24 protein-coding genes, 1 tRNA gene and 1 other annotated feature are annotated in these 26,456 nt (G+C 34.1%); of the genes, 5 read left to right on the top strand and 20 right to left on the bottom strand.

Annotated features, from left to right (window positions below):
* Positions 1-181: 181 nt before the first annotated feature.
* The 15 genes from udk to ABUA27_RS03240 form a co-directional block, all read right to left on the bottom strand.
* Positions 182-808, bottom strand: a complete 627-nt coding sequence (gene udk / locus ABUA27_RS03310) for a uridine kinase (RefSeq protein WP_006506255.1) — start codon at positions 806-808, stop codon at positions 182-184.
* Positions 798-2,048 carry a peptidase U32 family protein gene (locus tag ABUA27_RS03305; protein WP_288834553.1) on the bottom strand — a complete coding sequence of 417 codons (1,251 nt, stop codon included), beginning with the start codon at positions 2,046-2,048 and terminating at the stop codon, positions 798-800. Before ABUA27_RS03305 ends, udk begins: the two co-directional genes overlap by 11 nt.
* Positions 2,032-2,952, bottom strand: a complete 921-nt coding sequence (locus ABUA27_RS03300) for a peptidase U32 family protein (RefSeq protein ID WP_129980837.1) — start codon at positions 2,950-2,952, stop codon at positions 2,032-2,034. The genes ABUA27_RS03305 and ABUA27_RS03300 overlap by 17 nt, the downstream gene beginning before the upstream one ends.
* Positions 2,936-3,547, bottom strand: coding sequence for an O-methyltransferase (locus tag ABUA27_RS03295; RefSeq protein WP_287844710.1), 612 nt, complete (start codon positions 3,545-3,547; stop codon positions 2,936-2,938). The genes ABUA27_RS03300 and ABUA27_RS03295 overlap by 17 nt, the downstream gene beginning before the upstream one ends.
* The gene (gene mltG / locus ABUA27_RS03290; protein ID WP_349820223.1) at positions 3,547-4,578 is read right to left on the bottom strand and encodes an endolytic transglycosylase MltG; all 1,032 of its coding nucleotides are present in this window, start codon (positions 4,576-4,578) and stop codon (positions 3,547-3,549) included. Before mltG ends, ABUA27_RS03295 begins: the two co-directional genes overlap by 1 nt.
* Positions 4,579-4,657: 79 nt before the next feature.
* Entirely contained in the window at positions 4,658-5,749 is a 1,092-nt protein-coding gene (locus ABUA27_RS03285; RefSeq protein ID WP_288834550.1) for a lactonase family protein, read from the bottom strand.
* 37 nt (positions 5,750-5,786) lie between these two features.
* Positions 5,787-6,110 (bottom strand): DUF1292 domain-containing protein, encoded by a 324-nt coding sequence (locus ABUA27_RS03280; RefSeq protein WP_349820222.1) that lies wholly within the window; start codon positions 6,108-6,110, stop codon positions 5,787-5,789.
* Between the two features lie 3 nt (positions 6,111-6,113).
* Positions 6,114-6,536, bottom strand: coding sequence for a Holliday junction resolvase RuvX (gene ruvX, locus ABUA27_RS03275; protein ID WP_006506262.1), 423 nt, complete (start codon positions 6,534-6,536; stop codon positions 6,114-6,116).
* Positions 6,536-6,793: an IreB family regulatory phosphoprotein gene (locus ABUA27_RS03270; RefSeq protein WP_006506263.1), complete on the bottom strand. Its 258-nt coding sequence runs from the start codon at positions 6,791-6,793 to the stop codon at positions 6,536-6,538. Before ABUA27_RS03270 ends, ruvX begins: the two co-directional genes overlap by 1 nt.
* A gap of 57 nt (positions 6,794-6,850) precedes the next feature.
* Positions 6,851-9,457: an alanine--tRNA ligase gene (gene alaS, locus ABUA27_RS03265; RefSeq protein WP_287968615.1), complete on the bottom strand. Its 2,607-nt coding sequence runs from the start codon at positions 9,455-9,457 to the stop codon at positions 6,851-6,853.
* Between the two features lie 32 nt (positions 9,458-9,489).
* Positions 9,490-9,687, bottom strand: a binding site (T-box leader).
* Positions 9,688-9,729: 42 nt separating this feature from the next.
* Positions 9,730-10,701 (bottom strand): Na/Pi cotransporter family protein, encoded by a 972-nt coding sequence (locus ABUA27_RS03260; protein ID WP_129980831.1) that lies wholly within the window; start codon positions 10,699-10,701, stop codon positions 9,730-9,732.
* A 146-nt stretch (positions 10,702-10,847) separates the two neighbouring features.
* Positions 10,848-13,037, bottom strand: coding sequence for an SF1B family DNA helicase RecD2 (gene recD2, locus ABUA27_RS03255; protein WP_349820221.1), 2,190 nt, complete (start codon positions 13,035-13,037; stop codon positions 10,848-10,850).
* On the bottom strand, positions 13,037-14,167 hold the full coding sequence (gene mnmA, locus ABUA27_RS03250) for a tRNA 2-thiouridine(34) synthase MnmA (protein WP_288834542.1): 1,131 nt from the start codon (positions 14,165-14,167) through the stop codon (positions 13,037-13,039). The genes recD2 and mnmA overlap by 1 nt, the downstream gene beginning before the upstream one ends.
* 61 nt (positions 14,168-14,228) lie before the next feature.
* Positions 14,229-15,155 (bottom strand): ROK family protein, encoded by a 927-nt coding sequence (locus ABUA27_RS03245; RefSeq protein WP_129980828.1) that lies wholly within the window; start codon positions 15,153-15,155, stop codon positions 14,229-14,231.
* Positions 15,156-15,203: 48 nt separating this feature from the next.
* Entirely contained in the window at positions 15,204-16,172 is a 969-nt protein-coding gene (locus ABUA27_RS03240; protein WP_129980827.1) for an RluA family pseudouridine synthase, read from the bottom strand.
* A 73-nt stretch (positions 16,173-16,245) separates the two neighbouring features.
* Between ABUA27_RS03240 and ABUA27_RS03235 the strand changes: the two genes are divergently transcribed.
* Positions 16,246-16,779, top strand: coding sequence for an NUDIX hydrolase (locus ABUA27_RS03235; RefSeq protein WP_055233635.1), 534 nt, complete (start codon positions 16,246-16,248; stop codon positions 16,777-16,779).
* Positions 16,780-16,789: 10 nt separating this feature from the next.
* Here ABUA27_RS03235 and ABUA27_RS03230 read toward each other — a convergent pair whose 3' ends face one another.
* From ABUA27_RS03230 to ABUA27_RS03210, 5 genes are all read right to left on the bottom strand, one after another.
* Positions 16,790-18,211 (bottom strand): HAD hydrolase-like protein, encoded by a 1,422-nt coding sequence (locus ABUA27_RS03230; RefSeq protein ID WP_287844726.1) that lies wholly within the window; start codon positions 18,209-18,211, stop codon positions 16,790-16,792.
* A gap of 107 nt (positions 18,212-18,318) precedes the next feature.
* A tRNA-Lys gene (locus ABUA27_RS03225) sits at positions 18,319-18,394 on the bottom strand.
* Positions 18,395-18,476: 82 nt separating this feature from the next.
* Positions 18,477-19,673 carry a tRNA uracil 4-sulfurtransferase ThiI gene (thiI, locus tag ABUA27_RS03220; RefSeq protein ID WP_022425401.1) on the bottom strand — a complete coding sequence of 399 codons (1,197 nt, stop codon included), beginning with the start codon at positions 19,671-19,673 and terminating at the stop codon, positions 18,477-18,479.
* Between the two features lie 4 nt (positions 19,674-19,677).
* Positions 19,678-20,814, bottom strand: coding sequence for a cysteine desulfurase family protein (locus ABUA27_RS03215; RefSeq protein WP_349820220.1), 1,137 nt, complete (start codon positions 20,812-20,814; stop codon positions 19,678-19,680).
* Positions 20,815-20,863: 49 nt separating this feature from the next.
* Positions 20,864-22,606 (bottom strand): septation ring formation regulator EzrA, encoded by a 1,743-nt coding sequence (locus tag ABUA27_RS03210; RefSeq protein WP_129980824.1) that lies wholly within the window; start codon positions 22,604-22,606, stop codon positions 20,864-20,866.
* Positions 22,607-22,778: 172 nt separating this feature from the next.
* On the opposite strand from ABUA27_RS03210, the gene ABUA27_RS03205 reads away from it, so the two are divergent.
* The 4 genes from ABUA27_RS03205 to ABUA27_RS03190 all read left to right on the top strand — a co-directional run bounded on the left by ABUA27_RS03205 (position 22,779) and on the right by ABUA27_RS03190 (position 26,355).
* Positions 22,779-24,113 (top strand): MATE family efflux transporter, encoded by a 1,335-nt coding sequence (locus ABUA27_RS03205; RefSeq protein WP_288835369.1) that lies wholly within the window; start codon positions 22,779-22,781, stop codon positions 24,111-24,113.
* 212 nt (positions 24,114-24,325) lie between these two features.
* Positions 24,326-24,844, top strand: a complete 519-nt coding sequence (locus ABUA27_RS03200; protein ID WP_349820219.1) for an O-acetyl-ADP-ribose deacetylase — start codon at positions 24,326-24,328, stop codon at positions 24,842-24,844.
* Positions 24,845-25,053: 209 nt separating this feature from the next.
* Complete coding sequence (gene rpsD, locus ABUA27_RS03195) at positions 25,054-25,659, top strand: 30S ribosomal protein S4 (RefSeq protein WP_129980821.1); 606 nt, start codon at positions 25,054-25,056, stop codon at positions 25,657-25,659.
* Positions 25,660-25,701: 42 nt separating this feature from the next.
* Positions 25,702-26,355, top strand: coding sequence for a trimeric intracellular cation channel family protein (locus tag ABUA27_RS03190; protein WP_349820218.1), 654 nt, complete (start codon positions 25,702-25,704; stop codon positions 26,353-26,355).
* The last annotated feature ends 101 nt before the right edge of the window (positions 26,356-26,456 follow it).

The raw sequence follows: 26,456 nt of genomic DNA, 5'->3' as shown, positions 1-26,456 counted from the left end.
GGAAGTGTAATCAATCTTCCTGATGTTTATTTTATACTATTTTGATTCCACTATTCAATACTTTGATTCTATTAATCTTAATTCTTTTAATTATGTGGCTTTCATCCCATAGACAAGACAAGCCTATGTTTTTTTTCGCCACTCATTAATAACATACTTATTTTAATTAGACAAGAAAGATTTAATCGCCTAGAATACTACTTATTTTTGTAATCAATAAGTCAATCGCAACAGTATTAGTCCCACCTTCAGGAATAATAATATGTGCATATTTCTTAGATGGTTCAATGAACTGTTCATGCATTGGTCTTACAGTCTCTAAATACTGGTTACAGACTGAATCAACAGTTCTTGCACGTTCTTCTACATCTCTTCTTAATCGTCTGATAAAGCGGATATCTGCATCTGTATCCACATAAATCAGTATATCACAAAGATCTCTTACCTCTTCTTCTGCTAAGACAAAGATACCTTCTAGAATAATAACATCACGATCTTCAATGACTTCTGTGATATCACTTCTTGTATGCTTTGAATAATCATAAGTAGGTTTTTCAATTCTTTCTTTCTTTTTTAACTTCTTTAAATCTGATACTAGAAGATCATTATCAAAAGCAAATGGATGATCGTAGTTAGTTTTTACTCTTTCTTCCATTGTCTTATCACTTTGATCTTTGTAGTAATCATCTTGTTTAATGATTTTTACTCTATGACTGCCTTTAAAACGATCATAGATGGATTGAGCGATAGAAGTCTTACCAGAAGCACTTCCACCTGCAATCCCAATAATGACAGCTTTATTTTCCATGGTTTACCTTCCTTCCCATATCATTCTCTAATACTGGATAATCAATTTCTACATAAAGTATTTCCATTGGATGGTTGGCTACTTCCACCAATTCATTATCTTCATTATAAATCTTATCAACAGTAAAATAAATATTGGAATGACTAGGAGAGAATATTTCTATCTTGTCTCCTACTTTGAAATAGTTACGCTGTTCAATTTTAGCTCGTTTAGAATCTTTATCATAATCAAGTACGCGCATAACGAATTCCTGTGTAGGATGTTCATCTCTTAAGTTATAAAGCTGTTCATCTACACCTGGATTATCATAAAAGAATCCATGACAGAATGCTCTATTGGCTGCTTTTTGTAGTTCATCTTCATATTTCTTTGAATCTGCAAAATGATCAGGATCAGCACAATATGTATCAATGAGCTTTCTATAAGTAGATACAACTGTCGCAATATAATGAACAGACTTCATACGCCCTTCTATCTTGAACGAATCCACACCACATTCTATTAATTCACCAATATGATGAATGAGACACATATCCTTAGAAGACATAGTAAATGGGAAATCTTCATTAATAGATTGTCCATTCTCTTCTAAATCATAATACCATCTACAACTTTGTGAACAGCCACCTCTATTGGCGTCTCGTCTAGAATAGTAGTTAGATAACATACAACGACCACTATAAGAAATACACATTGCACCATGTATAAAGTATTCTAAATCAATATCAGGGGCATTTTTTCTAATGTCCTTCAAGTCAGCAAAAGTTGTTTCACGACCTAGTACTACTCTGTCCATTCCCATATCTTCAAAGAACTTAACAGCAGATGAATTAGTGACTGACATTTGTGTAGAGACATGTACTTCTAGCTTTAAGTCCATACTTTTCGCAAGATTCATAATATATGGATCTGCGACAATAATAGCTGTAACACCTGCATCATCTAATGCCTGTAAGTACTCTTTAATGCCTTCTAAGTTATCATGATGAAGGATGATATTACATGTAACATGGATTTTAGCGCCATATTGATTCGCAAATTGTACTGCTTCTTTAATGTCTTCTATAGAGAAGTTAGATGCCTGTGATCGTAAAGAGAATTCCTTACCACCAATAAATACTGCATCTGCACCATAAATAATAGCTGTTTTAAGCTTTTCTAGGTTTCCTGCAGGGGCAAGTAATTCAGGTTTTTTCACAATCACACGACGACCATTAATAATCTTACTTATTGGCTGCATCTTCTAGATCCCTCCTCTTTACATCTTCAAGACGATAAATTGTATCATCATATAAGAAACCACGATCAAGAGGTTTTGAAATCTTTCTTAATAAAGGAAGATATTCTTTTACTTCTTTTTCATATGTACCTCTTTCTAGGGCTTTAAGACAATCACAATACATACTAATAACTTCTATAGCTTCTCTTGAATCCATAAACATTGTTTCAATATAAAGGTAATCAAAGTCCTTTAATGTATTGAATAAATCCAATGTATATAGTCTAGATTTGCTGAATACAGCCGTTCCACGAGTTGTTTCATATATATGACATGGGAAATCCTGTCCACGTGGATTAATTGTGAGAGCGTCTTTATTATGGCTTAATGTTGTATTACTTGCTTTTTCATAATTAGAGATTAAATGTCTCTTACTCATCATCATATACTGTACACCATGACCTAATACAAATAATGGCATATCACAATTTTTACGTATTTCTAGCTGTTCCTTCAAAGATATTTCTTTAGAAACAAAAGCACCAGAAATACCATAATGAGATAAAGTATTCAGTGTACTTGAATTGGTATTAAGAGTTAAAGGATGATAAATCATCTTGAAATCATAACCCTTTTTATTAACTATTTGTAATACACCAAAATCCTGGAAGATTAATCCATCGATTCCAATCTCATGTAATGCATCAATATGTTTTTCTAGTCCCTCTAGATCATGTTCATCATACATAGCATTCACATAAACATAAAGTTCTTTTGCCTGTTCTTTGATTTCTTTCAATTCTTCAATAGAAAACTTCACTGGTGTCAAAACACTATAGTCTGATCCAGCCATAATCAAAGAAACACCCATATCAACATAATCATGAAGGTATCCACGATCATTTAAATTAATTGCGATTTTCATTTTGATCCTTTCTAGTAATGATACATAGACCATCACCTACCTGCACATAATGTGCATCATATTCATCATTAGAGAAGATCCAGTCTTTAAAACGTTTGATCTTTCTTACAAGAGCACGTGTATTTCTATTTTTTATATTTGGTATATCAAAAATCATACCATGGAAATCTAGATTATCCACTAACACAAAACCATCTTCCTTTAAATAAGGAACATATTTCTCAAAAAAACGCTGATACTGCGCTTTTGCTGCATCAATAAAAAGACAATCATAAGGAGCATGCTTCAACAATGTATCATCAAACTCTAATGCATCTTCATGATAGATTGTAATGTTGTCTTCCTGATTAAAATCATGAATATTTACAACTGCTTCCTGATAACGTATATCATCTCTTTCAATTGTATCAACATGAAGACCTTTGACATGAGTGGCCATCATTAAAGATGAATACCCAATGGCACTTCCAATCTCTAATACAGACTCCGCATTTCTTTTATTTAATTCATCAATAAGGTATTCAATACCTTCTTTTTGCATAATAGGCACATCTTTCACAAGTGCATATTCTTCTAATTCATAAAATGATTTCATTAATACCACTTATTCTCCTTCACTGCTTTTTGATGTTCTTTATATGTCTTTGAATAGATAACAGTCCCATCTTTCTTCGCAAAGAAGAATAAATAATCAGATGGTGTATAGTTTGCGACTGCATTCATAGTCTTTTGTGGGACACATGCAATAGGACCAATAGGAAGTCCTGCATATTTATATGTATTATAAGGAGAATCAGTCTTAGTCATCTTAGTAGTGACTTTGACACCTGTTCTATTTAATGCATAGTTGACAGTAATATCTGACTGTAATCTCATACCGGTCTTTAAACGATTGATAAATACACCCGCAATGGCTGGACGATCTTTATCAAATAAAGATTCTCTTTCTACGACTGAGCAAAGTGTTAAAAATTGATGAGGTGTATAGCCAAGCTTAGTTATTGAATCCTTATAAGGTGTTAATTGTTGATCCATATAATCCAGCATTTCTGTTGTGACTTTTTCTATTGTTGTAGATTTATCATAAAGTACATATGTTTCAGGATAGAGATAACCTTCTAATGGATATAAAATACCCTTTTGGAGAATGTCATCTGTCAAGAACCAATATTTAGAAATAAGCTCTTTTAAATAAGTGTGATCAGACCATTTATCTAATACTTCTTGTTCTGATTTACCAGTTACATTTGCAACCTTTTTAGCTGCCTGAGGAATAGTAATTCCTTCAGGAATAGTTAAGGAAGACTTCACAACATAAGAGCTGTTCATCTTTGACATGATGCTATACATCTTTGAAAGAGACATGTTCTTATTCAAATTGTAAGTTTGAGAGATAACTGAAGGCTTATGAATCTTTAAGTAAACCTTAGCCACCAATTTATTTTTTATTAAGCCTTTTGAATCTAATGTATTTAAAACTGTATAAGCATTTTCACCTTTCTTTACAGTTACCTGCACCACTTCACTTTTAGAAGAGACATGTCCAGTACCACTTATATAAAATAAGCCAGTACCACCTATTAATAGTACAACTACAAGGACTGCCACTATGATTTTCTTTTTCATATATACATCTCCTTTTCCTTAACCATTATATAGAATTAACCCGATAATTACCATAAGAAAAATAAGGCATGAACATGCCTTATTTAACTACACGTAAGTTTTCTGTACCTTTTTCCATACATACTGGGGCATGGATTGTGAACTGGTGATGTGTTTCATATAAAACAGCACGCTTTTCATCTTCTTTGATTTCAAAGCTTTCAAGTGATCCACCCTGTTTACATGCAACAAGTAAGTACTTATCTCTAAATAAGAGTAGAGACTTAGGTCCTTCATCTGTTTCTATACAATCAGTTCTTGTAAGCTTTCCAGTCTCTTTATCTCTTTCAAAGGCAACGATTGTATCATCACCTTTATTGATTACAAAGATAAAACGTCCATTTTCAGTAATAACCATATCCATTGGTGTATTGACACCATCATATTCATCCTTAGAATAAGTCATCACTTCATCTACTAAAGTAAACTTATTATGCTTTACAGCATAACATGTAATAGTGCTTGAGATTTGATTGAGAATATAAGCAAATTTGCGGTTACTAGAATAAACAAGTTTTAATGGTCCACTTCCAGGGTTTAACTTAAATGATAATTCTTCATCCTTAGTAAGTTCACCCTTTTCACCTTCAGTAAAGAAGATGACTTCATCACCACCTAAATCAGTGACAATAAGTTTTGTATTATCTGGAGTGAATGTCATAAATGTAGGATGAGATTCAGTTTGTTTGACTAGATCAATACTATGACCATCTAGTTTTACTGTTTTTGATACTCTAATGATTTTAGAAGTCTTAATTGGTATAGTGACTACTTCACCATTATAATAATCAATCGCATAAGCATAATCACGCTCTTTATTTAAGACAGTCTGGATATATGTACGTCCTTCGTTACCGATTCTTGCTGCAAGTCCTAACTGAGTTTCCATGCAGGCATACTGCCAGATACCACCATCCTGAGCACGTCCTGTCCCATTACGGTAAGTTAAATACATGAAACGTCCTTGTCTATTCATTGCGAGAGGGCTAGCTAGAGACTTAACGAATGATTTCTTGATGATTTCTCCATTATCTACATTAAGATAGAATGCATAAATACCACGATCAAGATCTGTTCCTTCGCTGCCTACAAAGAAAATATCTACTGTTTTTGTTTTACTAAAAAGTCCCATAATAATCTCCTTACTAAAACTAGGTAACGGTTGTTACCTAGTTCTTATCACATTCAGAACAATCTGTGACGCAGTCCCCATCTTCGCATACACAGCCATCACATTTATCATCTGTTGCTTCTTCATCATGCATATTGAAGTCTTCTAGAACTTCTTCTAGACGCTCCCATTCAGCTGGATCTTCAATATCATATAAATGATTATCATCATCATAACGAGATGCAAAGATCTGCTCATCATCTTCTTCACTATAATACATGACATATTTATTTCCATTCTCTTCATCTTCATAAGTAAAAAGAATTTCAAACACATTTTCTTCCCCGTTATTATCGGTAATCACAATTTTATTATCGTCCATTGCTTATCTCCTTATCTTATCAAGATACCCCTGAAGAATTTCAACTGCTGCCATCTTATCAACAACCTGTTTACGTTTCTTTCTTGAAACATCACCAAAAATAAGATTATTTGTCGCAATAACAGTTGTTAATCTTTCATCTTCAAGAATAACTTCAACATCCATCATCTTCTCTAAACGTTCTTTAAAATCAATAGAAATCTGTGCACGTTCACCAAGATCACCATTCATATGCTTAGGTAATCCTAAGACAATTGTATGAATATTATTCTCTTCTACGATATTCTTGATATGATAAGCACATTTCTTATATGCGTTTTCGCTGAAATGATAAGTTTCTACACCATGTGCAAGCATTCCTAATGTATCACTTATCGCAACTCCGCAAGTACGTGATCCTAAATCAAGTCCTAATATCTTTTCCACTATTTAGACTCCAAATAGAACTTTACAAGTTCTTCAATAATTTCATCACGATCAGCTTGCTGAATAATAGATCTTGCACTCTTATGACTTGAAATATAAGCAGGATCATTAGAAATCAGATAACCAGCAATCTGGTGAACTGCATTATATCCTCTTTCTTCTAAAGCCTCAGCAACTGTCATTAAGTTGTTTCTAATTACTTCTCGTTTGAGATCTTCTGAGTTAAATACTCTTGTCTGTGTATAATCTTGTGCCATAATGAACCCTCCCTATATCACTTATTTTAGTATAAACGAAGATAAAATTCAATTTTTTTACAATTTAGATTTCACTGCAGCAACTGCTTCATCAATCTTATCTAGTGTTGGTGCACCACCCTGAGCGAAATCAGGTTTTCCTCCACCACGGCCATCAAGAACTTCATTCATAGCCTTTACTAAGACACCTGCTTTATATGTATTTGTAAGATCTTTAGTAATACCTACAAAGTAAGAATTCTTACCTTCAAATGTACTAGTTACTACTACAACACCACTACCTAACTGATCTCTAAAATCAAATGCCATCTGTTTAGCGGCTGCATTATCTTTTTCTACATGAGTATAAAGGAACTTCACACCATTAACTTCTTCAACCTGAGAAGCCTGGTTCTTTGCTTCTAAAGCATTTAACTTACTAGTTAATGTTTCAATTTCTTTTTTCATTGTATTAAGTGTAGTCATTGTGCTTTCAGCTTTTTCTACGATCTTATTGAAATCATTTACCTTAAGTACTGTACCTACTTCTTCTAAAGTTTCTTCAGATTTTCTTAATGCCTTATAAGCCGCTACATTAGTGACTGCTTCAATTCTTCTTACACCAGAACCAACTGAAGTTTCCATTTCAATCTTGAATAAACCAATCTTTGCAGTATTAGAAACATGTGTACCACCACATAATTCTACTGAGAAGTCACCTACACGTACAACTCTTACAACATCACCATATTTTTCATCAAATAAAGCTGTTGCTCCTGCACTGATGGCTTCTTCCTTAGGCATTTCTTTAACATCTACATCAACACCCTTGAAGATATATTCATTGACCATATCTTCTACAGCTGTTAATTCTTCTTTTGTCATCTTTGATGGATGAGTGAAGTCAAAACGTAATCTGTTTTCATCTAAGTATGACCCAGCCTGACCAACATGTGCACCTAAGACTTTCTTTAATGCAGCATCTAATAAATGTGTTGCAGTATGGTTATTTTCAATTAATGCACGACGTGCTGTATTCACTGTGAGTTCTACAGTATCACCTACATGTACGCTGCCACTCTTTAATTTAATATAATGTAAATGCTGACCATTAGGAGCCTTTAATACATTAGTGACTTCTGCATCAAACTGATCTGAATGCGCAGAACCTGTATCTGCACACTGACCACCCATTTCAGCATAGAAGTTAGTTGTTTCAACGATGATTTCACCTTCATCAGTGAGTTCATCCACCTTTTCTCCATCTTTGAATAAGCCTATAACTGTAGTCTTACAAGGTGCTGTGTCATAAACAAAAGTAGAAGGTGTAGTGAAATCCATTAAATCAATCTTCTGAGAAGCCATTGATTCTCTTTCACCACGGGCTGCACGAGCACGATCCTGCTGTGCTTTCATTTCTACCTGGAATCCTTCACTATCAACAGTAAATCCAGATTCTTCTGCGATTTCAATAGTTAATTCTAATGGGAAACCATATGTATCATATAACATGAAGGCAGTAGAACCATCAATCATCTTATTATCAGAGTGTGCAATAACATCTTTGATCTTCTTTTCACCCTGAGATAATGTCTTATGGAATGCCACTTCTTCTTTCTTAACAGCTTCCTTAACGAATTCTGCTTTTTCTGGAAGATAATCATAGAATTCTTTCATGTTATCTACTACAACATCCACTAAAGTATATAAGAAAGGCTTATCAATACCGATGTTCTTACCATAACGAACAGCTCTTCTTAAGATTCTTCTTAATACATAACCACGACCTGCACGGTCAAACATAGCACCATCACTTAATGCGAATGTTACAGTACGGATATGGTCGGCAATAACTCTATAAGCCATTTTATCTTCTGCATACTTTACATCAGCTAGTTCTTCAGCTGCATGAATGATTGGTAAGAATAAGTCTGTGTCGAAGTTTGTTTCACCTTCCTGGATGATTGAAGTAATTCTTTCAAGACCCATACCAGTATCAATATTCTTATGTGGTAATTCTTTATAATCTTTACGATCAATTGTAGGATCACAATCAAACTGAGAAAATACGATATTCCAGATTTCTACATAACGGTCATTTTCCATTTCTTCAAAGAATAGTCTTTCACCGATATGATCTGGGTCATATTTTTCTCCACGGTCATAGAAGATTTCACTATCTGGTCCACCAGGTCCTGCACCGATTTCCCAGAAGTTATCTGCAGTCTTTAAAATATGTGATGGATCTACACCACATTCTTTAGTCCATACATTGTATGCATCTTCATCATCTGTATAAACAGTGATATATAGTTTATCTTTATCAAAAGCAAGCCATTCTTCACCTGTTAAGAATTCCCATGCAAAATGAATTGCTTCTGTCTTAAAATAGTCACCAATAGAGAAGTTACCTAACATTTCAAAGAATGTATGGTGACGTGCTGTCTTCCCTACGTTTTCAATATCGTTTGTACGAATAGATTTCTGTGCATTTGTGATTCGATTACATGCTGGTTTTTCTGTACCATCAAAGTATTTCTTTAATGCGGCTACACCGGCATTGATCCATAATAATGTTGGGTCATCATGGGGAATCAATGAAGCACTTGGTTCAACCATATGTCCCTGTTTCTTGAAATATTCAAGGAATAATGCACGAGTCTGATTACCTGTTAACTTTTTCATAATATCCTCCTAAAATAAAAAAGCCATTCCTTAAAAGGAACGACTTAAATCGCGGTACCATCCTTATTCATAGATAAATATATCTATGCCCTTTATGACTTTAACGCAGTCATACGTTGATGTTTACATCACTCTCGAAAGGAGCCTTCCTTCATACACCCAAGAACTTGCACCACCCGTTCTCTCTCTTAAGACCTCTATGAAGTACTTGTCTTTCTCAACGATTATGCACCTATTATACATAAAAAAAAGATAAGGCGCAAGCCTTATCTTTATTCTTCGATTAAAGAACCTTCTGCAAGCATCTCGCCCTTGATTGGTAATAACTTGTAGATCAGTTTCATAAATACTGCATCAAATGGTAACATGATTACTGTAGTTACAATATTGAATATTGTATGGAAGTTTGCCACCTGATGTGCTGGAGTTCCAGAGAATTCTGCAATCCATGACAATAATGGTGTAGTAGAACATATAATCAAGAAGAAGATTGTGCCTACTAAGTTAAATAGGACATGGAATGTCGCAATACGCTTAGAGTTTCTACATCCAGTCACTGATGCAAGAACGGCTGTAATACAAGTACCGATATTTAGTCCACATACCATGAATGCTGCTGTACTAAATGGTACTAATCCTTTAGTTGCAAGTGCAGATAGAATACCTACTGCAGCTCCAGAAGACTGGATCAAAGCAGTAAAAGCAGCCGCAAATAATACGGCAAGTATTGGATTAGAAAGAGTTGTCATTAATTTAATAAAGACAGGTTCCTTCTGAAGTGGCACAACGGCCGCACTCATCATATTAAGCCCCATGAAGAGAATACCAAATCCAGTCATAACTGAACCAATACCTCTTACATTACGACTCTTAAAGAATAAGCACATGAAGACACCCACAACTGCAAAGACCGGTGCGACAACACCTACATTAATTGCAATCATCTGTGCTGTGATGGTTGTACCGATATTAGAACCCATTACAACCCAGATACATCTGTTTAATGTCATCAAGCTGGCATTCATGAAACCAATCAACATAACAGTCACTGCAGAAGAACTCTGTACAGCAGCTGTTACACCGATTCCGACAAGAACACCTTTAAATTTTGTATTTGTTAGTTTTTCTAAGATAGTTTTTAAGCGGTCACCTGCAGCGTCTTCTAAGGAATCACTTAAAACCTGCATTCCATATAAAAAGAGTGCCAGCCCACCTAATAAGTCAAGCCAATTCGTTATTTTCATAATCTCGTTTTCCTTCTTTTACCACTACATTATAACGTGTCTCTACGTAAATGTCGTTAACTAAATGTTAAAATAATCTTAAGTTTATGTAAAGTACTTTACAAAAATAACTTAAATTTAATGTTTTTAACGAACTATTTATTTGATTATTCGAAGTCAGATATCGAAAAAGAAGAAGTTTTATGTCTCTCCTGAAAGCGTTTGAGTAATGTTGTACGTCTTTGTTCATCCTGATTATTATGAAGGCCATGAATAAAGACACTATGATCTCCTAGGATAAATAAAGACTGCTTGGCTCTTGTGATACCTGTATATAATAAGTTTTTCTTCATCATAATGCTGTACTCTGGAAGTACTGACATAATAACAATCTTAAATTCATTACCCTGAGATTTATGAACAGAGATACAATAAGCATGTCTTAACATATCGAATTCAGTCGTACGGTAGTTTACAAACTGCCCATCAAAATCAACAATAAGAGTGTCATAAGGTAATCCAGTATCTTCTTTCTTTTCAATTTCTACTAAGATTCCTACATCCCCATTATAAACATCATCATCGGGACGATTTCTTAATTGAAGAAGCTTATCTCCTTCCCTAAAGATCTTACCACGCACTTTAATTTCAGCTTTATCACTTGCTGGCGGGTTAAAGATAGCCTGTAAAGATTCATTTAAAGCATCTATACCTGCTATACCTCTATACATGGGTGCTAATACCTGTACATCGGATGCATCATATCCCTCTTCTACCGCTTTTTTTACAATAGCCTGCACACATTGTACAACATCCTTGTTAGGACATACTGTAAAATGAATATCTCGATAATTTTGGAAAACACGAGAATCATAATGATCATTTCTGATATCATGAGATAATGCGACAATACCACTGCCTTCTTCTTGACGATAGATTGTCTGTAAGCAGATATGTGGAATACCACTCAATAACATATCCTTTAAGACATTACCTGGTGACACTGATGGAAGCTGCTGTTCATCACCAATAAGTAATATTTTATGTACATGACCACAAGCATCTAATAATTTAGAAAATAAGAGTGAATCAACCATTGAGAACTCATCAATGACAAGTAAATCAATATCTAATGGATGATCACAATTCATAGAAAATGCATTGGTAGAAATATCCCATTTTAATAATCTATGAATAGTAGATGCTTCGAGTTTAGTAAGTTCTGATAATCGTTTCGCTGCACGCCCTGTAGGAGCTACGAGCCCTATCTTTTCATCAGGATATAATGAACGATAAACCTTTAATATAGCCTGTACAATCGTTGTTTTACCAGTACCAGGACCACCTGTTAAAATAAGTGCTGATTCTTCTAAAAACTTCTTAATCGCATTCTTCTGTATTTCATCATAAGTAATACCCTGTAATTCTTCTGTTCTTTTAATCTTTTCATCAATGACAGAATCTTCAATAGACTGCGTTGATTGTTTAAGATAACGTTCAAACTTTTCCGCAATCATTGTCTCACTTTCATATAAATCTCTTGGATAATAACGGTCTTCTTCCTGAATAACCTTATTCGCTATAATTTTATCTAGATTCTTCGCAAATAAATCATCAGGACATTCAGGCAACATACGTCTAAAGTGATGATAAAAGGATTCATAATCACTATAAGTACTTCCTGTTTGGAAACATAAATCAATTAAAGAAGCAAGTATACCTGCCTGGATACGTTTATCATCTAATGGTTCTACACCTGTTTTCATTGCGAGTTCATCAACACTCTTAAAACCAATACCTTCTATATCATCAATAAGGCGATATGGATCATTTTGTAATACATCAAGTGTCTTCTCTTTATAGAAGTTTTGAATGAGTGGTAAATTACGTGTAGAAATACCATTTCCCATAAAGAAAGATAAGACCTGTTGATCATAATCCTGACTTGTCAATACACCTACAATATTCTTCTTAATTATTTCTGTAACATGGGGAATGTTATTTAAACAATCAGGGTTATCCTTAATAAGAGTTAAGGCCTTCTCCCCTAATGCATCCACAATTCTTTCAGCCATCTTCTTACCTACGCCCTTAAAGAGTGGTGAAGAAAGATAGCGGATAATCTCACTACGATCATCCGCTAGAATTATTTCATAAGAAGACACTTTGAATTGTTTACCATAACGGGGATGTGTGACATAGCTTCCTTTAATACGATAACGATCATCATTATTCACATAGGACATATTTCCTATAATAGTGATTTTTTCATCATCTGTCTCAAAAGCTGCTACTATATATTGATTTTCTGGATTATAGAAAATAACTTTACTAATAATGCCTTCGTATTCTTCCATTATAAATAGTCAATCTCCTTGCCGTCTTTATAGACTTTATCAATTGTACCTCCACCTAGACATACATCTCCATCATAGAAGACAGCAGCCTGACCTGGGGTGACAGCCTTGATTGGTTTCTTAAATGTAACATAAAGTGTTGTTTCATCAATAAAGTGTAATGAAACATCATTATCCCTCTGACGATATCTAAACTTAGCAGTACAGTCATATTCTCCTTCTGGCTTTGTTGCAGAGACCCAGTTGACATCAGTAATCAATGCGCCATGAGATAATAACCATTTATTACTATCACCCTGAGCAATATAAAGAATATTCTTGTCATAGTCTTTTCCTACGACAAACCAAGGTTCACCATTACCACCAATACCTAAACCTTTTCTCTGTCCGATTGTATAATACATAATACCCTGATGTTCACCAATAACCTTCTTAGAGACAATATCTACCATCTTGCCTGATTTAGCCGGAATATAGTTCTTTAAGAATTCTCTAAAATCTCTTTCACCAATGAAACAGATTCCTGTAGAATCCTTTTTATGTGCTACAGGAAGATCAAGTTCTTCTGCAATCTGTCTTACTTCTGGTTTAGTGAGTTCACCAATTGGGAACAGTGAGTTATTTAACTGATTCTGATTCAATTGACATAAGAAATAAGTCTGATCCTTATTATTATCTACACCACGAAGCATCACTGATTCTTTTCCTTCAGTATGTACAACACGGGCATAATGTCCTGTCGCAATATAATCAGCATCTATAGACTTAGCATAATCTAAGAAAGCTTTGAATTTAATATGTTTATTACATAGGATATCTGGATTAGGTGTGCGTCCTTTCGCATATTCTTCTAAGAAATATGTAAAAACCTGATCCCAGTATTCTTTAATAAAATCCACTCTACGGATTTCAAGTCCTAAATGTGATGCAACAGCCTGCGCATCCTGGTAATCTTTTTCTTGTGGACATACATCGTCATCATTTGTGGGGTTACCTAGAATATCATTATTTAATGAACTATCCCAGTTTCTCATAAATACACAGATTACTTCGTAACCTTGTTTCTTTAATAAATAAGCAGCAACGGCACTATCCACACCGCCACTTAATCCAAGTACAACTCTTTTCATGTTCTACCTCCCTTTGTCTAGTATTCTACCACACAAAAAAGGCTCTTGAAAGAGCCTCCTATTATTCTGCCTTCATTCTTGTCATTGGAAGCATTGCAGCACCGATAGCACCACAGTCTTCTAATTCTGTTTCAAGTAGTGGAATATGATTTCTCATACCGACATGAATCTTCTGATTGAATTCTTTTGTTAGTTGATCTAGGAAATACTTCTTAGACTTCATAACACCGCCACCTACTACAAAACAATGTGGATCAACTGTATGTGCGATATTTGCGAATAATGTAGCAAGTTCACTAACACATTCATCCGCAATACCCTGAGCTGTTTCATTACCTTCAGCAGCTAATCTAAATACATCACCTGCATGATGTACTAAATCTTTACCAAGAGCTTCCTGACCCTTTCTAGTGATTGCAGTACCAGAGCATTCTCCTTCTGCAGCACCTGGGTTTAAAGCACCCTGCTTATAACCATTATTCTTAACGATAATATTACCGATTTCACCAGCATGTCCTCTACCACCAGAGATTAACTGTTTGTTGACTGTGAAAGCGCCACCAATACCAGTAGAAACTGTTACATAATAACACGTTGGATAATTCTTACCAGCACCTAATACCGCTTCAGCAAGACCAGCAACATTTGCATCATTATCTAAGAATACAGGTTTATTGAATTTTGTAGATAACTTTTCCGCAATTGGATAATTTTCAAAACCAGGAAGGTTGCTTGCCATAATCATAACACCCTTTACAACATCAACTGGTCCAGGTACACCAATACCAATACCTTCTACATTTTCAATTCCACCACATACTGTATAATCGATTGCTTCAATCTGACGACAGATTTTTGCAGTAACAGCATCTGGTCCTTTTTCTCTTTCAGTAGCATCCTTCACTTCACTATATGACTGACCATTTTCATCAACAAGTAAAGTTCTTACGTTTGTACCACCTAAATCAATTCCAATAAAATACTTCATGTTCTCTATACCTCCTTGAAATATTATATTACAGATTACACTTTCACGCTATGAAAAAAGTTCTTTTTGTATCTTTTCTAACTGTTCTGGTAACTGTGAAGTAACCGTTTTACCTTTTAAGTAACTCATAGAGCCTATCGGATCCACAAAAGTTAATTGATAAGCATGAAGGAACTGATGATTAAGATGGAATTTCTTCTTTACTTCCTTATTCCATTCAAAATCTCCATATTTACTATCACCCATTACTGGATGGCCTGTCGCACTTAAATGAATACGAATCTGATGTGTACGGCCAGTAATAAGCTGTACTCCTACTAAAGAACATGTAGAACATCTTTTTAAGACATGCACTATTGTTTTCATAGATAAAGCCCCCGGTGTATCTTTTTTTACTAAATACATCTTTCCTTCATCTTCATTCTTTTTGACATATCCTGATAATGTAGCATCCTTCATATGTCCCATCGCAATAGTGAGATACTTCTTTTCAATGCCTTGTCTTGTTTTCATCATTGTATTTAAATCCTGAAGTGCACGCATATCTTTACCAAAGATGACAAGTCCACTTGTATTACGATCTAAGCGATGCACCGGACCTGGTGTAAAGCTGATATTCTTTTCTGGATCATATTCACCCTTCTGATATAAATAAGTGAGTACCTGGTTAGATAATGTATTCACTGATTCATTGATATCTTCATGAACAAGCAATCCTGCAGGTTTATCTACAATAAGAATATGTGCATCTTCATAAACAACTTTAAAAGTAATAGGTAATTCATAAATAGTTAAAGGCTTTGTATATTCCTTGAATTTATCTTCATATAAGAATAGTTCCACCTCATCCCCCAAATGAAGAATATAGTTTTCCTTTACTCTTTTACCATTTACTTTAACATCTTTTTTTCTTAACATCTTATATATAAGTGAAGAAGGTGCCTGGACTAACACTTTCTTTAAGTATTTATCTATTCTTTGATGATCATCATATTGATCGATTACTAGTTTTTTCATAATGTCTCCTTTACCTCCTCATTATAGCATACACCTCTTAGATTATGGTATAATAAAAGTCGAGGTGACAATCATGGAAAAACAAATAGATTCAACAACAATTTATGATGGAGCCATCATGAAGGTGACTAAGGAACATGTATTATTACAAGACGGTAATACTGCTGTACGTGAATGTGTATATCACCATGGTGGTGTATGTATTCTTGCGATAGAGGATGATGAAATTATTCTTGTAAAGCAGTTCCGTTATCCAAATAGATGCGATACATTAGAAATACCTGCGGGTAAGCTAGAACTAGGAGAAGACCCTGATAAGGCCTGTTATCGTGAATTTGAGGAAGAAACAAACAGACGTGCTAAAAATATGCGTCCTATCTTAAAGATGCTTCCTACGCCTGGTTATTCAAGTGAAATACTTAGAATTTATGAAGCAGAAGACTTTAAAGAAGTAGAAGATTCTTTACAGTGTGATGCAGATGAATTCTTAAATATCATTAAGATGCCTATCGATGAAGCTTACAAAGCAATCTTTGACGGACGTATTATTGATGGTAAAACTGTCATTGCAGTTATGTATGCTTATAACAGAAAACATTGTAAATAATAAAAGAGCTCTAAGAGCTCTTTTTACTTAGTATAGAGTATTTAACAACTTCTACGATTGAAACAATCACTACATTCATAATATAACAATGAATCATCTTTAAAGCAGAAAGAGTCATCAATGTATTATCATTCATATAAGTATAGTAATCCGGAATAACATTCGTAATAGAATGAAGACCATTGAAGATGAATTCAAAAATTGATTCAACAACATCAATATAGCCTAAACTAATTGCATGCAATACCTTCACAACAGGCTGATCCATCATATTACCTAGCGCAATATGAACTACTAAACCAAGTAAGAGAATCATCAATGATAATAATAAGACATAACTAATATTAATAAAAGTATTAATAATATGATGATCAGGTTTCTTTTTTGGTTCTTCTACCACTGGTTCTTCTTTTTCTTCCTCTTTTTCTTCTGGAGCATTGTTTTCAGCTTCCATAACCTTTGCGATGACATCATTCAATGCAGCCGTATCCTGCGCATTCAGTGATAATGCGGTAGGTTCTTCTTTATTTTCTTCTACTACAGGTTCTTCTTCCTTCTCTAATTCAGCTAGATCCTCATCACTGAAGGTAAAACGTCTTGGACGTTCTTTAGTGAGTTCAGAGAGTTTAGATATATAAGTAGATTTAATGATTTTTAATAAGTCAGGGTCATCCTTATAGACTTCCTGCAAGTTTGCGAATAAAGCCTTTAATTTAGCAACAGACATTTCTTTGTCCATACCAAGAAGTGGTTCAAAGATCTTATAATCTTCATAACGACCAAAAAGAATATCATTTAATGCTTCATACATTGTATTGGCTACCTGATAAGAACAGCTGATTTCATCATCTCCTGCTTCTACCAAATCATTTAAATAAATAGTATTCATTCCGATATTATTAGCTGAATGAAGAATACTATTCATAGAAGTAATGACTAATGTATCTTTAGGTGTTACTTGGAATCTTTTATCAATATAAGCAAGCAGTTCTTCTGAAGGAAGTGCTTTAATATCTGTATCACATCCAATAACATAATCAACCTTACGATATAAAGATCCAAGTTCTAGATAATTAATAGCTGTTTTAGTTTTATGAGTAGAAACAACTGCAATTGGAATATTATTCTGACGAAAGTATTCAAATAACTCAATAACACCATCTTTTGGTGATAAACCCTTCATGTTCAAATAATTATATAAATCTTTTTCTACAGTTGCATTAAGCTTCTGACTATTAATTATCGTCGCAAGTGGAAGAGTGTCATACATTGAATACATATTACCTAAAGCATGATAGAACTCTTCAGGAATGACAGTAATATTTTTCTTTTTACATAAGTTCTTATAGAAATTATAGCGGAGTCTGTTTAGGGGGAATATACATCCATCCAATTCTATGATTGCTAGTTTTAATTCCGTATCCTCTCTCATAAATAATACCCCTTTCCCTAATCTAACCTCCATTATAGCAAATTCCCAAATGATATGCTATCATATACAATAAAAAAGCAGAACCGAAGTTCTGCATTGTTTACAAATGGTCTCCCCGCACGGGCTCGAACCGTGGACCCTCTGATTAAGAGTCAGATGCTCTACCAACTGAGCTACGGAGAGAGATATGTCCTCAACCGACGATTTATATATTACACGATTAAGGACACTTCGTCAACTACTTTATGAACTTTTTTTACTTTTTTTAAAACAAGTCATCATTGTTCTTATATTTAGAGTTTATGATGATTGTTTCTGTATGATCAATACACTTCTGTACTTCTGATGCAAAGTCCCATTCTGCTTCATAGCCTTCTGCTTTATAAGCCTTAGGTTTAGTAGCTGGGTTATGTGGTGTAAAGATTGTACAGCAGTCTTCAAATGGTCTAATAGAGATATCATATGTACCAATCTTTTCCGCAATCTTAATGATTTCTAATTTATCCATACATGCAACTGGACGAATAACCGGAGTAGTAATCACCTGATTGATTGTATTCATAGATTCAAGTGTCTGAGATGCGACCTGTCCGATACTTTCACCATTTACAATAGCCAAACAATCATTCTTCTTTGCAACACCTTCCGCAATTCTATACATCATACGACGCATCACTGTCATAGCATAAGATTCATCACAATGATCATATACAGATAACTGAAGATCAGTAAATGGCACGATATGTACTTTAATAGAGCCATGTGTATAGTCTTTTAAGACATTGACTAGATCTAATACCTTTTCTCTCGCCATTTCATTTGTATAAGGTGGAGAAGCATAATGAATACATTCAATATCTACACCACGCTTCATAGTGAGATAACCTGCCACAGGTGAATCAATACCACCAGAAAGCATTAATAAAGCTTTACCACCAATACCTACTGGATAGCCTCCTGCACCTGGAATCATATTATCCATAATATAAATCGCATCTTTTCTATATTCTACACGCACTAAGATATCTGGGTTATGTACATCAACAGATAATTCTTTAGTTGTATGATGGAATACATAGCCTGCAATTTCTTTATTCATCTCAATAGATGTCTTAGGATATGACTTGTCATGTCTTTTTGTATCAATCTTAAATGTATTTCCTTCATCATGATCAATAATATAAGTAACAACTTCTTTTGCTTTTTCTAAGTCATGTTCCACCTTATAACATAATGAGAAGTTATGAATACCAAAGATTGTCTTTAACTTATCTGTCACTTCTTCCGCATTTTCTTCATTTAAATAAATATAAAGACGATCATATGTCAATTCATATTCTAAGGCAGAATAGTCATGAAGTATTTCTTTTGTATTCTTTAATAGTTTTCTAATAAATAGTTTACGGTTCTTTCCTTTAGTTGTAAGTTCTCCAAAACGAACAAGAATATGATCTGGTTTCATCTAATTACCTCTGTTTCTTAATTCTGTTTAATGTATCTTTTAAAGCATCTAGGAATGTATCTAATTCCTCTTTTGTAGTGAGATGTGAAAATGAGAGTCTAAGTGCACTTGTACCAATACGGGGATCTAAATGCATAGCAGCAAGGGTATGAGAGATTTCTACTTTTTTACTTGAACATGCGCTCTTAGTAGAAATATAGATTCCTTTTGTTTCTAAATCATGCACAATAACTTCTGGTTTATAGTGTGGACATGAAATGTTTAAAATAAATGGACTTGCATCCTCTGGTGAGTTAATCACTACATTGTCCATCGCACTTAATTGTACACGTAAATAGTCATTCAGTGACTTTACATAATCATAATGATTCTTTTGTGATTCAATAGCTTTACGCATTGTCTTTGCGAGTACAATATCCACGCATGCATTACTTGTACCACCTCTTAAGCCATTTTCCTGCTGACCACCATTAATAAGAGGCACAATGCTTGCAGTACGCTTCTTATAGAGTAATCCACTTCCCTTTAAGCCAAATACCTTATGAGCTGAGAAAGTAGCTAAATCTATATCATCTAATGTAATGGGAAGCTTACCTAAAGCCTGTACCATATCTACATGATATTTAGTCTTAGGATTCTTTTTATGTACAATAGATGCAATTTTATGAATAGGATTAATTGTTCCTACTTCATTATTCACATACATTGTAGAAACAAGAATTGTATCTTCTCTTATTAAAGATTCTAATTCTTTTAAATCAAGATGTCCCTTTGAATCAATAGACACATAATCTACATCAAAGCCAAACACTTCCTCTAATTGTTTAAATGTATTGGCAACACTTGAATGTTCAAAAGCTGTTGTAATAATATGCTTTCCTCTATTCATATATTGGAAAGCTGTTCCTTTAATTGCTGTATTGTTGGATTCTGATGCACATGATGTAAAGATCAGTTCATCAGGAGAGACATGAAGTAATTTCGCAATATGAGCTCTTGATTGCTCAATTAAGCGACTTACTTCGTAACCTGGTGCATATGTAGAATCAGAATTCGCAAAATAAGTTGTTAAAAGTTTTGTATATGTAGAGCGTATTTCCTCATCAAGAGGTGTCGTAGCTACATAGTCTAGATAAATCATCTAATCACCTCGCTTTAAATAATAACGAGATAAAAGAAAAAAGTCCACCCTAAGCGGACTTAATTTCTTTCCTTTTAATAAGCTCTTCATATTTTCCTGGTTCAAGTCTTTCTAGAATATCTACTGCAACTTGTAATGCATTACGATATTCACCATTTCTAAATAAGACTTCAGCCTTTGTAAGTTCTGTATTCACTTCTAAGAACATTGAACGATAACGGTTCGCATAAACAATCGCATCTTCAACCATACCTGCAGTTACTATCATATTATGTACATTATCATAAAGCTTATAAATCACATCTCTTGCCCCTTCTACCTTGGCACATAGTTCATTCAATACAACTGGTTTATGGGCTTTAAAATGTTTAATTTCTTCTACTTTATTATAAGAATCCGCAATATAATCACGATAAGAATCATTTACTAAAGGAAGATGTTCATTCTTGATTTCTGACTTAATTTCTAATAAGACAATATTGATATTTTCTAAGAGTTCTTCTGTTTTCTGATTCTTAGTATCAATATCTTCTTTCTGCTTTTCAAATTCTTCTAGATATGTATCATGCTGCATCATTCGATCATATAGATTTTCTACATGTTCCAACATATTTGCATAAGCGAAATGTCCAGATTCCATCTGTTCAATTAAATCATTGGCATACTTTTGAATCTGTTTAAATTCTTCATACTTCTTGCTGATTACAACTTCTTCTTCATCAATCACAAATTCAGTAATCAAACGATGATATTCTTTCATTGTATTTTGATAAACATCTGTCAATCTCTGAAGTTCATTATAACTTTCTCTCCATTTTTCCTTGAACCGCTTATAAGAATCAAGTTCTTTACCTAAATCAATCACTAATTCTTCAATTAATCCAGTTAACGGTTCAAGTACTTCTGCGGCACCCTTGATATCAACATTCTTTACATGGGCAATAGATTCTTCCATCTGTTCATCTACTTCCTGACGACGTGCTGCAATATTCATTTCTTCAAGTGCATATTCATCACCTTCTAAAGAAGTAATCAATTCATCCACCTTATCAATCTTACTTGGTAATAAGTCAGATACAACATATACATAAGAAGGAAGATCCTTTAAGTTTTCTTGAAGACTATCAATACGATTTTCAATTTCTTCAGTAAAATTCTTTGCATCCGCAAACATCTGATTATTCATCAATGTTTCAAGCTTCACAAAATCATCATCTAATTCTTTAAACATTTCTAAAGCATGTGGTACAAATTCTTCTACTTTAACACGAATCTTTTCATACTCATTGCCTACCTCACGGTATTTTCCTTTTACTCTAATGATTTCTACACGCTGGATGTTTTCTATTTCTGTCACCTTCTCAATACGCGTAAGAAGGTCTTTAGCGTCATGATCATAACGCTGTGTCATTTCATGAATCAACGCAAACTTCTTCTTTATGCCATGGGTTTTTCCATAAAATAAAGATTCATCCACTTCATTCACAAGAACACCTAATTCATTCTTCTGGAATTCAGTAATCTTTTCAAAATCTTTTGTGAATTGTTCATATTCTTCAGCCACTTCTGGCATATTTTTCGCAATAGACTGTACACGACCTAATCTATATTGTAATGGTAGTGTTTTAATTCCATTGATCTGGTTTTGTAAGTCCAATATTTCCTGACGATATATCTTTAATTTAATCGAATGATATACGATCATAAAAATAATCAAAGCAACAAGAATAGTTCCAAATATTATTAAGTTTCTTACTCCTACATATTCTATAAAATTCTTCATATAATCCATAAAACATCCCTCTCTTACATATCGATATAATTTTATCATATTTTCCAAGTCATTTCATTATGGAATCGTGAAACACTATTAAAAAATACACATATGTATATTTCTTTTTGTGAAAATCTTTACTCTTTCCTAAAAATAGGAATATGATTATATTGTTTAGGGAGGGTAAAAAATGAATGAAAGTACAGATTTAATTAATGGAAAGATATGGAAAGCCATCCTCTGGTTTTCTATTCCAATGTTAGTGGGGAATTTATTTCAACAGCTCTATAATACTGTAGACTCCTATGTTGTAGGGAACTTTGTAAGTTCAGGTGCCCTTGCAGCAGTTGGGCAGTCTACACCAATCATTAACACTCTTGTTGGTTTCTTTACTGGTCTTGCGACAGGTGCTGGAGTAGTCATTGCCCAATATTTTGGTGGCAATCACTTAAATAAGATGAAAAAAGCAATTCATACTTCAATTGCCTTAACTCTTATTTTATGTGTATTATTCACTATTCTAGGGATTGGATTATCAAAACAGATTTTAATTCTTATTGGTTCTCCTGGTTCAGTCATGGCTCCCGCTTCTTTATATTTACGTATTTATTTTGGTGGTATTTCTTTTGTATGTATTTATAATATGGGATCTGGTATATTACGTGCTGTAGGTGATTCTAAAACTCCTTTATACTATTTAATTGTTGCATCTATTATTAATATTATCTTAGACTTTGTTTTTGTATTATATTTTCATATGGGTGTTGCTGGGGCTGGATGGGCTACTTTTATTGCCCAGGGAATCAGTGCATTACTTGTTATGATCAAATTAGTATTCTCTAAAGAAATCTATAAAGTAGAGTTTAAAGATATTTCTATCGATATGCCTATTTTAAAAAAGATTATTGAAATAGGTATTCCTACTGCCTTGCAACAATCCATTGTATCTTTTAGTAATGTAATCGTTCAGTCTTATATCAATACTTTTGGAGCCAATGCAGTGGCTGGCTATACTTCTTATGTTAAAATTGATGGATTCCTACAGCTGCCAATTCAAAGTTTTGCGATGGCTATTACGACATTTACTGGACAGAACATTGGTGCGCATGCCATAGATCGTGTTAAGAAAGGTCTTCGTACGACAATGGCAATGACTTTTGGAGTAACAACTATTGGAGTGATTATTATTTATATATTTGGAGAACAATTGGTAGGTATCTTCTCTAGTGATCCTGAAGTGATTAAATATGGTTATTTAATGGCTCGAATATTCGCAGCAGGTTATCTTACATTACCTGTCATACAGATTATATCTGGTGCATTAAGAGGTGTTGGTTTATCTAATATTCCTATGTATTTCATGGTAGGTACTTTTGTCTTTTTAAGACAGATTTATCTTGCGATTGCAGTACCTTTAACTCATAACATTGGTATTGTATTTGCAGGATGGCCAGTTACATGGGTGATCTGTATGATTGGTTTACTTATTTATTACTTCCGTGTACATTGGTTAGATCATGTATAAGAATATCGATATTATTCCGATATTCTTTTTTTGTAGTGGTATAATTGATATTGAACTGAATATCCATAAGAAAACTTATAGTTTATGTGCTGTTTTAAAGGAATCAGATGAAGTATTATCTGAGACTAGGATTCCAGCTGATTCTGATTTTATTATCAAGCAGGCTACCCTGGCCATTTTTTGTGCTAGAAGCTTGCAGAAAGAGGTAACATATGATTAAAACAATTCTAGGTGATATCACAAAAGTAACAGATGTAGAGGCTATTGTGAATGCAGCGAATAATCTTCTTTTAGGTGGTGGAGGCGTAGATGGCGCAATCCACAAGGCTGCTGGAGGTGAACTACTTAAAGAATGTAGAACACTTCATGGATGTGAGACAGGAGAAGCTAAAGTCACAAAAGCATATAATCTTCCTTGTGATTATGTGATTCATACTGTGGGACCAATATGGTATGGTGGAAATCATAATGAAGAAGAATTACTGGCTAATTGTTATTATAATTCGATGAAGCTTGCAATGGAGCATGGTATTAGAAAGATTGCCTTCTCTTCTATTTCTACTGGTGTCTATCATTTCCCGGTTGAAAAAGCGGCGCATATTGCACTCGAGACAGTATCTCAATTCTTAAAAGAACATACTAATGATTTTGATTTGGTAGAATGGGTTCTCTTTGATTCTCATACTCAATCTGTATATGAAGCAGAATCGAAGAAATTTATGTTGTTTTAATCAACTTTTATTTGACTTTCACTACTTTATTCAGTATAATCAAACTCGCAATAAAATGAATAGCGGTACATAACAGTCATGCAGCTACGTTCTTGACTTAGGGATGCAAAGTATCTTACCGCAAGAGAAATGCTTAATAAGAACATACGCAGGGTGAGTTATGAATTGTTATTGTTTTATGCAAATAAAACAATAAGGAGGTAACGTCAATGGCACGTTATACAGGCCCAATCTGGAAAAAGTCTAGAAGACTTGGTTTCTCAGTATTGGAAAACGGAAAAGAATTAAACAAGAGACCTTATGCTCCAGGTCAGCATGGTCAGAAGAGACACAAGAGCACTGAATATGGTCTTCAGTTAGCAGAAAAGCAGAAAGTAAGACATATGTATGGTATTAACGAAAAGCAGTTCCACAACACTTTCGACCGCGCTTCTAAGATGGAAGGTGTAACTGGTTCAAACTTCTTATTCTTACTTGAATCAAGATTAGACAACGTAGTTTATAGAATGGGATTTGCAACTACTCGTAGAGCAGCTAGACAGTTAGTAAACCATGGTCATATTTTATTAAACGGTATCAAGACTGATATCCCTTCATGTAGAGTAAATCCTGGTGACGTTATTACTGTTAAGGAAAGATCTCAGCAGTTAGATGTTATCAAGACAGCTTTAGAAGCTCAGACTCATGTTCCTGGCTTCGTTGAAGTAGATGCTGAAAAGAGAACTGGTAAATTCACTAGACTTCCTGAAAGATCTGAATTAAATCAGGAAATCAACGAACAGCTAATCGTCGAATACTATAACAGACTTGGTTAATTCTATTAGCAGCCTTAGGGCTGCTTTTTTATTGGAGTATGTATGAATGCAACATTTAATTTAGTCATGGATATTATTGGCACGATTGCTTTCGCAATTTCTGGTGTTATGGTTGCAAGTAAGAAAAAGATGGATTTGTTTGGTATAAATATTCTTGCACTCTGTACAGCAGTTGGTGGAGGGATGGTCAGAGATGTACTGATTGGTGTCACTCCCCCTGTTATGTTTAGAAATCCAATCTTTGTAATCATTGCATTAGTGACTGCCAACTTGGCAATTTTAATATTATATTTTCATAAGAAAACAACTAGAAAGAGTATTGAATCTCTAACAACTCAATTATTATTTATCTTTGACACTTTAGGTCTTGCTGCATTCACAATGGATGGAGTGAATGCAGGTATGGCAGTTCATACAGGAATATTTCTTCCTGCCTTCCTTGGTGTGATGACAGGTGTAGGTGGAGGTATTATCCGTGATGTTCTTGCAAATGAATTACCGCAGGTATGTGTGAAACAGATCTATGCATCTGCTTCCATCGTTGGTTCCATCATTACATGTTTATTTATAAAGTATGGGGAAACGAATACTGCAGTTATATTAGGCTTTATTATAGTTGTACTTATCAGAGTACTGGCAGCCCATTATCGATGGGATTTACCAACAATTGAATACTATGAAGACAAACAAAAATAGGTTCTCGCGTGAGAACCTATTTTTTTGGGTCTTTAATTTTTGTGGGGGTCAGACCTTCGCTCTAAATATTTGGGGGTCTTGGAAACAGCACCTTTAAATCT

The organism is Catenibacterium sp. RTP21428st1_D7_RTP21428_210409, assembly GCF_040227455.1.
In the GTDB taxonomy this organism is placed as follows: domain Bacteria; phylum Bacillota_I; class Bacilli_A; order Erysipelotrichales; family Coprobacillaceae; genus Catenibacterium; species Catenibacterium mitsuoka_A.
This window is presented reverse-complemented; position numbering and strand designations above follow the sequence as displayed.